Source organism: Methanobrevibacter sp. (assembly GCF_051877095.1).
GTDB lineage: Archaea > Methanobacteriota > Methanobacteria > Methanobacteriales > Methanobacteriaceae > Methanocatella.
The window spans coordinates 25,016-38,501 of record NZ_JBJEIO010000005.1 but is presented as its reverse complement, the minus strand read 5'-3'; the positions used below and the strand labels follow the sequence as shown (position 1 = coordinate 38,501).

17 protein-coding genes are annotated in these 13,486 nt (G+C 33.9%); all 17 read left to right on the top strand.

From position 1 onward, the window contains the following. Positions 1-20: 20 nt before the first annotated feature. The 17 genes from mcrD (at position 21) to ACI389_RS03060 (ending at position 13,416) form a co-directional block, all read left to right on the top strand. Complete coding sequence (mcrD, locus tag ACI389_RS03140) at positions 21-476, top strand: methyl-coenzyme M reductase operon protein D (RefSeq protein ID WP_439780100.1); 456 nt, start codon at positions 21-23, stop codon at positions 474-476. Position 477: 1 nt separating this feature from the next. Next, positions 478-1,077, top strand: coding sequence for a methyl-coenzyme M reductase I operon protein C (mcrC, locus tag ACI389_RS03135; protein WP_439780099.1), 600 nt, complete (start codon positions 478-480; stop codon positions 1,075-1,077). Between the two features lie 2 nt (positions 1,078-1,079). Further along, positions 1,080-1,838 carry a coenzyme-B sulfoethylthiotransferase subunit gamma gene (mcrG, locus tag ACI389_RS03130; protein ID WP_439780098.1) on the top strand — a complete coding sequence of 253 codons (759 nt, stop codon included), beginning with the start codon at positions 1,080-1,082 and terminating at the stop codon, positions 1,836-1,838. Between the two features lie 5 nt (positions 1,839-1,843). Next, positions 1,844-3,499: a coenzyme-B sulfoethylthiotransferase subunit alpha gene (gene mcrA / locus ACI389_RS03125; protein ID WP_439780097.1), complete on the top strand. Its 1,656-nt coding sequence runs from the start codon at positions 1,844-1,846 to the stop codon at positions 3,497-3,499. A gap of 179 nt (positions 3,500-3,678) precedes the next feature. Beyond that, positions 3,679-4,623, top strand: coding sequence for a tetrahydromethanopterin S-methyltransferase subunit E (mtrE, locus tag ACI389_RS03120; protein ID WP_439780096.1), 945 nt, complete (start codon positions 3,679-3,681; stop codon positions 4,621-4,623). 12 nt (positions 4,624-4,635) lie between these two features. Further along, complete coding sequence (gene mtrD, locus ACI389_RS03115) at positions 4,636-5,337, top strand: tetrahydromethanopterin S-methyltransferase subunit D (RefSeq protein WP_439780095.1); 702 nt, start codon at positions 4,636-4,638, stop codon at positions 5,335-5,337. Beyond that, on the top strand, positions 5,338-6,153 hold the full coding sequence (mtrC, locus tag ACI389_RS03110; protein ID WP_439780094.1) for a tetrahydromethanopterin S-methyltransferase subunit MtrC: 816 nt from the start codon (positions 5,338-5,340) through the stop codon (positions 6,151-6,153). Positions 6,154-6,168: 15 nt separating this feature from the next. Further along, positions 6,169-6,498: a tetrahydromethanopterin S-methyltransferase subunit B gene (locus ACI389_RS03105; RefSeq protein ID WP_439780093.1), complete on the top strand. Its 330-nt coding sequence runs from the start codon at positions 6,169-6,171 to the stop codon at positions 6,496-6,498. Beyond that, positions 6,499-7,215, top strand: coding sequence for a tetrahydromethanopterin S-methyltransferase subunit A (gene mtrA / locus ACI389_RS03100; RefSeq protein ID WP_439780092.1), 717 nt, complete (start codon positions 6,499-6,501; stop codon positions 7,213-7,215). A 10-nt stretch (positions 7,216-7,225) separates the two neighbouring features. Further along, positions 7,226-7,432 (top strand): tetrahydromethanopterin S-methyltransferase subunit F, encoded by a 207-nt coding sequence (locus ACI389_RS03095; protein ID WP_439780091.1) that lies wholly within the window; start codon positions 7,226-7,228, stop codon positions 7,430-7,432. Positions 7,433-7,443: 11 nt separating this feature from the next. Further along, positions 7,444-7,686 carry a tetrahydromethanopterin S-methyltransferase subunit MtrG gene (gene mtrG, locus ACI389_RS03090; RefSeq protein ID WP_439780090.1) on the top strand — a complete coding sequence of 81 codons (243 nt, stop codon included), beginning with the start codon at positions 7,444-7,446 and terminating at the stop codon, positions 7,684-7,686. Between the two features lie 11 nt (positions 7,687-7,697). After that, positions 7,698-8,636 carry a tetrahydromethanopterin S-methyltransferase subunit H gene (gene mtrH / locus ACI389_RS03085; RefSeq protein WP_439780089.1) on the top strand — a complete coding sequence of 313 codons (939 nt, stop codon included), beginning with the start codon at positions 7,698-7,700 and terminating at the stop codon, positions 8,634-8,636. Between the two features lie 226 nt (positions 8,637-8,862). After that, the gene (locus ACI389_RS03080) at positions 8,863-10,332 is read left to right on the top strand and encodes a methanogenesis marker 14 protein (RefSeq protein ID WP_439780088.1); all 1,470 of its coding nucleotides are present in this window, start codon (positions 8,863-8,865) and stop codon (positions 10,330-10,332) included. Continuing rightward, entirely contained in the window at positions 10,313-10,957 is a 645-nt protein-coding gene (locus ACI389_RS03075) for an NTP transferase domain-containing protein (protein ID WP_439780087.1), read from the top strand. Before ACI389_RS03080 ends, ACI389_RS03075 begins: the two co-directional genes overlap by 20 nt. Positions 10,958-11,013: 56 nt before the next feature. Beyond that, entirely contained in the window at positions 11,014-11,280 is a 267-nt protein-coding gene (locus ACI389_RS03070; RefSeq protein ID WP_439780086.1) for a PRC-barrel domain-containing protein, read from the top strand. 161 nt (positions 11,281-11,441) lie between these two features. Further along, positions 11,442-12,197, top strand: coding sequence for an ABC transporter ATP-binding protein (locus ACI389_RS03065; protein ID WP_439780085.1), 756 nt, complete (start codon positions 11,442-11,444; stop codon positions 12,195-12,197). Further along, positions 12,166-13,416 carry a SufB/SufD family protein gene (locus ACI389_RS03060; RefSeq protein WP_439780434.1) on the top strand — a complete coding sequence of 417 codons (1,251 nt, stop codon included), beginning with the start codon at positions 12,166-12,168 and terminating at the stop codon, positions 13,414-13,416. The genes ACI389_RS03065 and ACI389_RS03060 overlap by 32 nt, the downstream gene beginning before the upstream one ends. Positions 13,417-13,486 lie beyond the last annotated feature (70 nt).

Below are 13,486 nucleotides of genomic sequence, written 5' to 3'. Positions count from 1 at the left end.
TAATTTTCGAAGGTTAAAAAATGGATATTGAAATATTTCCTCATAGAGTTCTTGGTAGTGATACAACTGAAAAGTTGTTAAATGATTTGGAACTTATTGATGATGTTCAAAGAACTGTTATTCATGGTCCAAGATTTCCAAAAGGTGAAGAAAGTTTACCTGATAAATATAAAGAACGTAGAGTCATTACAATTAATGGTGAGGATGTTGTTTTACAAGTTAAAACTGCAAGAATCTTCATTGAATTAACAATGGAATCTACAATTAATGAAATTGAGGAAGTCTGTAAGAAACATATTCCTTTTGGTTTTGATATTAACCAAGATAGGAGTAATTATATTAGGAAACATAAAACAGTTTCTGATAAGATTAAATATGGTTCAGCAGAATTGCCTGATGAACTTATTGGAATGACTGATCAATATTCTAATTTCGAAAGCCATGTGAATATTATTAAAAGAGATACTATGGATTAATATGATTGGAAGATGTACTCATGTTGTAGATTGTAGGGAAACAAGTGGTATGGGAAAAGGCGGAAGTCTTGCACAAAGAGGTACTTTTGCTGAATGTGGTACTGATGTATGTGCTGTTGCTATGTCTCCAGGACGTAGACATATTACTAAACCTGTTTGTGAAATTACATTTGGTCTACGTGAGGCTAATGTTTTAACAAGTACTGTGGTGTTAAATGCTGGTGCTGGTGTTCCTCATGATGCTCCTGCATCTGGTGGGACTTTGTTTGGAATCACAGATAAAGAAATTAATCAATTGAATAATTTTAAATTACTTGTTATCCACTTAGGTGGTGTTGCAAATCATATTATTTACAAAGCAAGGTTAATTTTAAGAAATGTAAATAAACCTTGTATAATCATTTGTGAATCTCCTGTTGACTGTGAAGATTTTGCTAAAATTGGGGTTAAAACTTCAAAAGTAATGCCAGCAGATGAAGATATTAAAACCCAAGGAGTCATTAAAGATATAGTCACAGGTGTTATTCGTGGTGAAACAATTTCACAAGAAAAATTAGATGAAATTATTAGAAAAGTTAAATTAGCATTAGGAGATGCATAATTATGGTACAATTTTATCCAGGTACTTCTCAGGTTGCTCAAAACAGAAGAAACTTCTGTGATCCAGAATATGAATTAGAAAAATTAAGAGAAATCTCTGATGAAGACGTAGTAAAAATATTAGGTCACAGGGCTCCAGGTGAAGAATACAAATCTGTTCACCCACCATTAGATGAAATGGACGAGCCTGATGACATTGTAAGGGAATTAGTAACCCCTATTGACGGTGCAAAAGCAGGGGACAGGATTAGATACATTCAATTCGTAGACTCCATGTACTTTGCTCCAGCTCAACCTTACTTAAGAGCTAGATCTTACTTAAACAGATACAGAGGAATTGATACTGGTACATTATCCGGAAGACAAGTAATCGAAGCAAGAGAAAGAGATATCGAAAGATTATCCAAAATCCTCTTAGAAACCGAATACTTCGATACCGCAAGAACTGGTATTAGAGGTGCAGGTGTGCACGGTCACTCTTTAAGATTAGATGAAAATGGTTTAATGTTTGATATGCTCAGAAGACAAGTATTCAACAAAGAAACCGGTAACGTTGAAATGGTTAAAGACCAAATTGGTGTAGAATTAGATGAACCTGTTGTATTAGGTGAACCATTAGACGAAGAAACTTTAAAAGCAAAAACCACTATTTACAGAATAGATGGTGAAGCATACAAAGATGATAAAGATGCTGTTGAAGTATTACACAATATTCACGTATCTAGATCTTTCGGTGCTTTTGATCCAAACGCAGGATGGTAATTAATATGGCTGATAAAAAATTCTTAGATGCAATGAAACAAAAATTCAGTGAAGATCCAACTGAAAAATCAACCCAATTCTATAACATGGGTGGTTGGAAACAATCTGAAAGAAAAACTGCATTTGTTAACGAAGGTAAAGCAATTGCTGAAAAAAGAGGAATTCCAATGTACAATCCAGACATTGGTACTCCTTTAGGTCAAAGAGCTTTAATGTCTTACCAATTATCAGGCACTGACACTTTTGTTGAAGGTGATGATTTACACTTTATCAACAACGCAGCTATCCAACAAGCTTGGGATGACATTAGAAGAACTGTAATTGTAGGTTTAAACACTGCTCATAACGTTCTTGAAAAAAGATTAGGTATTGAAGTAACTCCTGAAACTATTACTAACTACTTAGAAACTGTAAACCACGCTATGCCTGGTGCAGCTGTAGTTCAAGAACACATGGTAGAAACTGACCCATTAGTTGTACAAGATTCCTATGTGAAAGTTTTCACTGGTGATGATGAATTAGCTGATGAAATTGATTCTGCATTTGTATTAGACATTAACAAAGAGTTCCCTGAAGAACAAGCTGAAGCTTTAAAAGCTGAAGTTGGTGGAGCTGTATGGCAAGCTGTAAGAATTCCTTCTATTGTAGGAAGAATTTGTGACGGAGGTACTACCTCTAGATGGTCTGCTATGCAAATTGGTATGTCTATGATTTCTGCATATAACCAATGTGCTGGTGAAGGAGCTACTGGTGACTTCGCATACGCATCTAAACACGCAGAAGTTATTCAAATGGGTACTTACTTACCTGTAAGAAGAGCAAGAGCAGCAAACGAACTTGGTGGAGTTCCATTCGGATTCATGGCAGATATCTGTCAAGCTTCTAGAGTATCCCCAGATGACCCTGTAGCAACTTCCTTAGAAGTTGTAGCATTAGGTGCTGCTTTATACGACCAAATTTGGTTAGGTTCTTACATGTCTGGTGGTGTAGGATTCACTCAATATGCTACTGCAGCATATACTGATAATGTATTAGATGACTTCACTTACTACGGTAAAGATTACGTCGAAGATAAATACGGCGGATTATGTGAAGCACCTAACAACATGGATACTGTTTTAGACGTTGGTACTGAAGTTACTTTCTACGCATTAGACCAATACGAAGAATACCCAGCATTACTTGAAACTCACTTCGGTGGATCTCAAAGAGCTTCCGTTATTTCCGCAGCTGCTGGTTGTTCCACTGCATTTGCTACTGGTAATGCACAAACTGGTTTAAGCGCATGGTACTTAGCTATGTACTTACACAAAGAACAACACTCCAGATTAGGTTTCTACGGATACGATTTACAAGACCAATGTGGTGCTGCTAACGTATTCTCTATCAGAAACGATGAAGGTTTACCACTCGAAATGAGAGGACCAAACTATCCTAACTATGCAATGAACGTAGGTCACCAAGGTGAATACGCAGGTATCGCACAAGCTCCTCACGCAGCTCGTGGAGATGCTTTTGCTTTCAACCCATTAATCAAAATTGCATTTGCTGATAAAAACTTAGTCTTCGACTTCAGTAAAGTACGTGCAGAATTTGCTAAAGGTGCTTTAAGAGAGTTCGAACCAGCTGGTGAAAGAACTGTTATTACTCCAGCAAAATAGATATATAAAAACACGTAGATAGGTGAATCCCACCTATCTATTTTTATAATTAAATTTTGTTTAAATAATTTAATTCACAAAACATTTATATTAATAATTTTAAAAAATATACTATGCAATTCTTATTGCATTATGATTTTTGTATGGAACAAAAATCAAGATTTATTCACGTTTATTAAATGATCAATTTAATAATAAATATGGAGGAAAAAATTATGGACCCTGTAACATTAGGTGTAGTTGCATTAATGGGTGCAGTTGCTACTATCGGAGGGGCTGCAGAGGACTTAGAATCTGATATTGGTTCTCAAAGTAACCCTAACTCTCAAGTTCAACTTGCTCCACAAATGGGACATTTACACCGTATGATTAACAAAGCGGCTTCTGGTGAACCGGTCGCTTATGGTGTTTGGTGTGGTGTTGCTGGTGCTATTGCTTTTATTGTAATGGGATTAGGTATGATGCCTATCGTTGCTATTGCAATGGGTGCTTGTGTCGCTGCTTTTGTTCACGGAATTTATACTGTCACAGCTCATATGGGAAGGATTGTTGGTCAATCTCAATTTGAACAACCTTTATTTATGGATGTGTTAACTCAATCTTTAGGACCTATCGTTGGTCACGGATTTATAACTAGTTTTTGTATTGTTGGAATTTCATATTTAATGTCTGTTCCATTAAACGGAACTCCGTTACATGTATTCCCATTACCACTTTCCGCAATGCTTTGGGGTATTGCTTTGGGTGCTATTGGTTCTTCAACTGGGGATGTACATTACGGTGCAGAAAGTGAATATCAAAAATTTGAGTTTGGTGGAGGTACTCCTGTAGCTATTCAAGGAGATATTGTTACTAAAGCTCCATTAGGTGCTAAAAACTCTATGGATGTTGTAAACTTCTGTGCTAAATTTGGTGGACCATTAACTGGTTTCTGTTTTGGTCTCGTTGTATTCTTCAGCTTCTGGAATGCAGTAGTATTTGGTGTATATGGTGGTATTATTGTTGGTATCATTATCATTATTTTATTAATAATTGCTAATGATAAAGTTGAAGTATTCGCAAGAGAAAAATACGGACCTTATGATCCTGATGCTTTAGTAGCAGATGAAAATGGGGATGAATAAGGAGGTTTTATTATGGATCCAATTAGTTTAATTTTATTCATCGCAATAGGCGGTATTATGATTGGTGCTGGTGTGCACTTTATTCCTGTAGGAGGAGCTCCTGCAGCTATGGCTACTGCTACTGGTGTAGGTACCGGTACTGCTATGTTAGCTGCTGGTGCTGGTTTAACAGGTCTTATTACTGCAGCTACTATGACTGGTGAACCATTTTATATAGTTGGTATTGGTGGTGCTATAGGTGCTATGATTATGATGGGTATTACTATGCTTATTGCTAACTTAATCTATGTATTTGGTGTAGGTGTTGTTCCTGCAGCATCCAAAGTACGTGTAGATTGGATTAGTAAACGTAATCAAGAAGCTTATAAAACTCCTGGTACTGAAGGTCACGGTGTACCATTAACTTCTTACATAAGTGGTCTTATCGGTGGTCTCTTTGGTGGTTTTGGTGGAGGTTTAGTTTTCTACGGAATTAACACTGCAGTAAACCAAAGTTCTCTTATCACTGACCCTACTGTTAGTATTGGTTTAGCAGCTATTATTGGTACTGCTGTATTCTTTATTAACTCTGTAATTGCGTCTTATAACATTGGTGGTACCATTGAAGGTATGCACGATCCAAAATTCAAAAGAATCGGTACTGGAGCTGTTGCTTGTGCTATTGCTTCCATCGTTGTCGGAATCTTTTGTGTAATTTTAGTTGGAGGTATCTAAATGTCTGCTGGTGGAAGTGCAGATGGTGCAGCTGCAGGTGCAGTTGACTCAATGCATTTATTAATTTTAGGTTTAATTGGTGGATTAGTATGTATCTATGCTGCAGGATTCTTAGGTAATCTTGTTGGCCCTGTTGTTGCAGGTATCGGTGCGGTTCTTGCAATCGTTTGGGGTTCAGATGCTATTCGTAGAGTAGCAAGTTACGGTTTAGGTACTGGTGTTCCATCTATCGGATATATGTCTTTATCTGTTGGTGTAATCTCTGCTTTAGCAGGTTTAACTATTGGTACTTTATATAACATGCCAATAATTGCACCTATCGCAGGTTTAATAATTGCTATTATTATTGGTGCTGTTATTTCTTTAGTAGCTACTAAAATTGTAGGCATGAAAATCCCTATTATGATTCAATGTACTATTGAAATTGCTGCAGCAGCTATGTTAGCAGTTTTAGGATTCTGTGTTGCTATTGTAGGAGTTTGCGACATGGCTTTAATTTATGAACAAGTTGTTGGAACTGGTTTCATTGCAGTATTATTTATTTTATGTACTATGGCAATTCAACACCCATTCAATGCATGTTTAGGACCTAACGAAGATCAAGTAAGAACTTTAAAATGTGCTTGTTCTACTGCATTCTTATCCATGGTTTTAGTTGGTCTCATGTCCATTGTATCTGGAGGTATTGCATGGTTCTTTGTATTCATTGTTGGATTAATCGGTTGGATTATTTCATTCAGAGCATTCGTACAAGCTTCATGTAATGATGCTGCTTCAACTAGATGGGCTGGTTTATGGCCTAAAGTAGAGGAATAAATAGGAGGAATTAATATGGCTCAAATGTTACCAATGGTACAAATTATACCAAATATGAATTTAGCTTATGATCCTGTTACTGGGGTTATTGGTACTTCATTAGGTTCAGGAATTGTTCTTCTATCTATGGATGAAATAAATGAACAAGTATCAAAAGTAGAATTAGCTGCTGATGAATTAATGGCTTCTTTAGACCCATACACAAGTCCTGTCGGATCATATCCTGGAAGAGAAGGATCTTACATTACTTCAGGATTATTAACAAACATTGTATATGGATTTTTATTAGCTTCATTTATCATATTTGCAGCATTACCAATCTTACAAACATTGGGGGTTTTATAGATGGCTGATAAAAAAGCTCCTGCAGATAACTGGCCAGTTATCAGTGGGGATTATATTGTAGGTGACCCTGAAAGTCCTGTAGCTGTTACTACTCTTGCTTCTCACATTGAAGCTGAACTTTCCGGTGCTGCTATCGCAGGTCCTTGTAAAACTGAAAACTTAGGTGTAGAAAAAGTTGTTGCTAACATTATCTCAAACCCTAACATTCGTTTCTTAATCTTAGCTGGTGCTGAAGTACAAGGACACATTACTGGTCAAAGTTTTAAAGCTTTACACGAAAATGGTGCTGACCCTGATAAAAAGAAAATTATCGGAGCAACTGGTGCTATTCCATTTGTAGAAAATGTTCCACTCGAAGGTGTTGAAAGATTCCAACAACAATTAGAAATTGTTGATTTAATTGACACAGAAGATGTTGGTGCTATTCAAGCAAAAATCAATGAATGTGTAGAAAAAGACCCTGGTGCTTTTGAAGAAGAAGCTATGGTTATTTCTGTTGAAGGAGACGAGGGTGAGGAAGAAGAAGGAGAAGCTATTAAAGTTGTTTCCCCAGAAACCGCTCTCATCGAAGCAAGAATTAGAGATATTAACACCAAAATTGACATGGTTGGAGCTGTCCAAAGAACTATGGCTGGTAACTATTCCGGTAAAGTTCAAGGTATTATGTTAGGATTAGCTTTCACTTTAATCGTTGGTACCTTATTCTTGATGTTCTAGGAGGAATTTTATGGTTGAAATTTCAAACAAACCAAATATTAATGGAATGAAAACAGCTGCTGATGATGCTGAATACAGTTCAAAACTTGTTGCAAGAGAAGGTAAATTATTTGCAGGTTTACTCGCAACTAGATTTAAAGGATTTGCTATTGGAATATGCTTTGCATTATTATTACTTGTGGTTATTCCTTTCATTGCAAAATTAGCAGGATTTTAGAGGTGTTTATTATGAGTGATGAAAATAATTCAATACCTCAAGTTATGGTTTCCTCAGATGATTTCAATGCAGTAGTCGATAAATTAGATGATGCAGAAGAAAAAGTTGATTTCACTGTTGGAGAATATTATCAACGTTTAGGCCAACAAAGTGGTAGGGATGTTGGTATTTTATATGGTATTATACTTGGATTAATTATATTAGTTGTGGCTATTAAATTTGGTATAGCTTCAATGTTATCTACCTTATTATAAGGAGGATTTTTATGTTTAAATTTGATAAAGAACAAGAAGTTTTTGATTTCGCAGGAGTTAAAATGGGAGGACAACCTGGAGAATACCCTACAGTTTTAGCTGGGACTATTTTCTACGGTGGTCACAACATTATTAATGATGAATTGACTGGAGATTTTGATAAAGCAAGAGCTGAAACTTTACTTAATGATATGGCTGAAATTTCAGATGTTACAGGTAACCCATACATTGTACAAGTTTTCGGACAAACTGAAGAAGCAATTGTAAAATACATTGAGTTTGTTGGAGATCTTCTCGATGCTCCATACCTTATCGATTCTACATCTGGTGATGCAAGAGTTGCTGGTGCACAATACTCTGATGAAGTTGGATTAACCGAAAGAGCTATTTACAACTCTATCAACATGGCTGCAGATAAATCTGAATTAGACGCTTTAGCTGAAACTGATATTTCTGCTTCTATTATTTTAGGTTTCAACCCTATGAATGCTACTGTTGATGGTAAAATGGCTATGTGGGAAAACGGTGACGACGGTGCTTACGAAAAAGGTTTACTTGAAGTAGCTGCTGACTGTGGTATTACAAAATTCATGATGGATACTGCTGTTACTCCTTTAGGTCAAGGTGCAGGTATTGCTGCTAAAACTACCTTTGCTGAAAAAGCTAAATGGGGATACCCTGTAGGATCCGGTATTCACAACGTACCTTCCGCATGGGACTGGTTAAGAGACTACAAAAAAGCAGGTCACAAAGATGCTTACACTGTTTGTGATATTGGTGCAAACATTGTTCAAGTAATGTGTGGTGGAGACTTCGTTCTTTTTGGACCTATCGATAACGCTAAAATCGCTTTCCCAGCTGTTGCTCAAACTGATATGTTTGTAGCTGAAGCTGCTGCTGACTTCGGTACTGAACCTGTAGAAAACCACCCAATGAACAAATTATTATAGGTTAGATTTTCTAATCTATACCTTTTTGTTTTTTTTTAAAAGATTATTTTTAGTTACTACTAATCTTTATTGCTTATTTTTCTCTATTTTTGTTTATTATAAAACAGATTTTAGTTACTTAAATATAAAAAAGAAATATTTTTATTTTTTTAATCAATAAAATTTTTTAATAAAATTTATATTATTATAAAAAGAAAATTATATCTAATTATATTGAGGTTATACTATGTCTTTTTTAAGTAAAATTTTTAATAAAGGTCCAAAACCTATTATTGCTAAATCTCGTGAGGGTAATTTAGCAGCATTGACTGCACAACATGCTGGTCCTGCAAGTCCTGGTGCAGTTAAAAAGCCTGATGTTTTTTATGTAACTGCTTCTGTTGAATTAGGAAATACTACAACTAAATGTATTGTTATGGCAACTAATTTAAACACTAGTGAATCTTATTTGCTTAATAAAACTGTTAAAATGACAAGAGATATTCGTCCTCCTAAACCTTCTGAAGAAGTATTTGGTAAAACTGTTTGGGGTATTGAACTTTCTAAAGAAGCTGTTACTGAATTAGTTAGAGATACTGTTCTACAAGCTCTTAAAAAAGCTAATGTTGATAAAGATAAAGATTTAGATTTTGTTGTTAGGTCTACTGGAGTTACTGCAGGTTTTGCTACTGCTGAAGAAGCTGGTCAATTAATTATTGCTTTAGCTGATGGTTGTCTTGAAGCAGATATTCCTCCTCGTAAAATGTCTCCTGCAATGAGTGTATCTCAACTTCCTGAAAAATTACATTTACATTCTCTTTTAGATAATATTCAATTTGATGGTGCAGTTGTTAGTGTTGTCCCGCCTAAAGGTAAAGAAACTGTTGCTAATGAAATGGAAGGAGAGCTTGTTACTGCAGGTATCAAATTAGGTGCTAAATGGACTGATGTTGATTATAGAAACCCTTGTGTTTCTCTTGATTTTGGTTCCACGTTAGCAGGACGTATTGTCAATGATAATGAACCATATGCTAACACTGTTGGAAACTTTTTAGGTTTAGCAGGTGTTGTTTCTGATTCATTAGCTAGAGGTTCTGGTAAAATTGATAAGAAAAATGGTGCTGCTTTAGATTTATATTCTGCTAAAGCAATGAAAAAAGCAGATCATAAACAAGCTGAAGCTAATGCATTGGAAGCTCATAAATTAATTAATATTTCTAAAGTTCCAATGGATGTTGATAGATTTGGTACTGTGCCGGTTGATCCAGTTGCTGCTGATAATGCTGGAACCATATTAATTGGTTGTGATGTAGGATTTAATGGGGATAAATTAGGTGAATTAATGGATTTAGGTGCTCAATTTTATGATGCTAATGGTCTTCCAACTTTACTTTCTACTTTAGATTATGTCAGTACAAATATTGTGAAAAGAGTGTTAGATGTTGCATTTGATGAAAAAGTGATTGTTCCAGGTTCTGCTTTGGGAATTACTGGTAGGGCTGGTATTACTGGACGTAAACCTGAGCTCATTTTGGAAGCTGTTCAAGATAAATTTGAAAATGTTGTATTTGTTGAAGATGGTCTTGCATTAGGTTCTGCAATAATGGCTCGTTGTATGAATTCAATGGGTACTCCAAAAGTACCAATTGGAGGAAAACAAGGTGGTAGATGTATTCTTAAAGATCGTATGAAAATGAATGGTGGCAAGTTCGCCTAATTTTTTAAGGATTCAAATGATTTATGCAATATTAATGGCGGGAGGTAGGGGAACTAGACTTAAAGTTCCTTGTGAAAAACCTCTTTTTAAATTAAAAGATATTCCTTTAATTAAATATGTACTTGATAATTTAAGTGAATCTAAATTAATCGATAAAATTATTATTGCTGTTAGTCCGAATACATGTGAAACTACTAATTATTTAAAATCTTTAGATTATGATTTTGAAATTTTAGATACTTCTGGTAAAGACTACTTAAGGGATTTATCATATATTTTAGATTATTTTGAAAAAAAATCTAAAGAGGACATTTTATTATTTATAAATGCAGATCTACCGTTTATTTCTTCTAAAACTATAGATAATGTTTTAGAGTATTATTTAAAATCTGATAAGGATGCATTATCTGTTCTTGTTCCAGTTGAAATTTTTAAGGAATTAGGATTAGAATATTCTTATGATTTTGATGGAAATGTGCCTTCAGGATTAAATATTTTAAGAAGTGAAAATATTGTTCAAGAGGAAAATAATATTATTATTCCAAAAGTTGAATTAGCATTAAATATTAATACTCTCTTGGACAGTAAAGTTGCAGAAAAATTATATAATGAATATTATATTTAAATATAATGAAATTAAATAGTTATATAATTAGATTTAATTTTCATCGGTGATTTTTAATGGAAAATAAACAAATTCATAGAAGAGAAGAAAAATTATGGAGTGAAATTAAGAATTATCAAGTTGCTACTAATAATGCACGTATTCTTGGTGTTCTTGATGAACTAATTATTAATGAGAAAACTGGTAAAATCGTAGATATTGCTATTAAAGTCGATGCTGATCGTAATATCCATGTTAAAGGTGCAAAAAGAAATGGTGATATCTTATTAGTTCCTTTCGCTAAAGTTGAAAAAGTTGGCGAATTTATTATTGTAACTGAATAATTTCAGTTTCTATTTTTATTTTTTAGATTTATTTTAATCAATTATTATCAAATAATTTATTTTGAGTTATATATTTTCTTTTTTTATAGGTTAACTATTTATAAGGTATAATGCAAATATTACATTGTTATAAGGTATTATGTTTATAAATAGGTGATTATATGTTGCTTGAAATAGAAAATTTAGCTGTTGAAGTGGCTGGAAAAAGAGTTTTAAAAGGTGTTAATCTTTCAATTGAGGAAGGTGAAACTCACGTTCTTTTAGGGCCTAATGGTGCTGGTAAAAGTACATTATTCTTAACTATTTTAGGTTTTCCACAATATGATGTTGTTGAAGGTTCTATTAAATTTAAAGGTCAAGATATAACTAACTTAACCACTGCTGAAAGAGTTCAATTAGGTATTGGAGTTAGTTTCCAAACTCCTCCAGCAATTAGAGGAATTTCTGTTGGAGACTTATTAAAAATTATATCTAATCAAGATGTTGGTGAAGAATTAAATCCAAGAATGAAAGAATTGGCTGAGCAACTTAAATTTAATGATGAATTTTTAAATCGTGATGTTAATTTAGGATTCTCTGGTGGGGAAGTAAAACGTTCTGAAATATTACAATTATTAGCTCAAATGCCTGATTTTACTATGTTTGATGAACCGGATTCTGGTGTGGACATTGAAAATGTTGAGTTATTAGCTTCTGAAATTGGAACTTTATTAGATAAAGATAAACCACAACGTAGTAGGAAAAGAAGCGGTCTTTTAATTACACATTTAGGTTATATTTTAAATTTTGTTAGTGCAGATAAAGCTCATGTTTTAATTGATGGTGTTATTTCTTGTTCAGGAAATCCTAATGAAATTCTTGAAGATATTAGAAAAAATGGTTTTAATGGATGTGTTGAATGTGCGCAATGTTTATGATGATGCTGAAAGAGCAATAAATAAAAAAGCAGCTATTGGTGCTGATATTACTATTGAGAATTTCACTGATGAAACAATCAATGCAATTGATATGATTGATGATTTGGATGATTTAAATAAACAAACTAAAAAAGATTTATTAAAAGTTGGTGTTGATACTAACGAAGAAAATAGAGCAGGTTCATTTTTACAAGTTGATCAAAGTAATATTTTTACTAACAATTCCATGTCTAATTCTGTTGAAGTAATGAATATGGGTGTTGCATTAGAAAAATATTCTTGGTTAGAAGATTACATGTGGAATGTAGTTAAACCAGATACTGATAAATACACTGCTAAAACTGCTTTAAGAGAAAAAGAAGAAGGAGTTACTAGTGGTTATTTTGTTAGATCACTTCCAGGTACTAAAGAAATAATGCCTGTTCAAGCATGTATGTTTATTAGTGATACTGGTATTATGCAGACTGCTCATAATATTATTATTGCAGAAGAAAATTCTGAGTTGCATTTAATTACTGGTTGTGCTACTGGTGATGATATTTCATCTGCAATGCATGTTGGTGTTTCTGAATTATACTTAAAACCAGGTTCAAAAATTACTTTTACAATGGTTCATAATTGGGCTGAAGAAGTTGAAGTACGTCCAAGAACTGCTATTAAATTAGCTGATAATTCAACATATATTAACAATTATATTTTAACAAGTCCTGTAAGCACCATTCAATCTTTCCCTACTGCATACTGTGATGGTAAAAATTCTCGTGCTATCTTCCAAAGTATTCAAGGTGGTAAAAAAGATTCTATTATTGATGTAGGGTCTAGAGCAGTATTGAATGCCGAAGGTGCTATGGCAGAAGTTATTTCAAGAGCAGTTGCTCAAGATGAATCTCAAATATTTGCTAGAGGACACTTAGCAGGTAATGTTCCTAATGTTAAAGGTCATTTGGAATGTCATGGTTTAGTATTGTCTGATGATAGTTTTATCTATGCAGTTCCAGAACTTGAGGCTAGTTCTAGTAACTTAGAAATGTCTCACGAAGCTGCTGTGGGTAAAATTTCTGAAGATGAAATTAACTATCTGACTTCTCGTGGAATACCTGAAGAAGAAGCTGAATCCATGATTGTTAGAGGATTCTTAAACATGGATATTACTGGTCTTCCTGATGAATTAGCACAACAAACTCAAAATATGATTAATATGAGTCTTGATGGGATGTAATTCCATCTATTTTTCTTTTTTTATTAATTTCTATTATATTTCTCATTTTTTATTGAATTCCTTTTTTAGT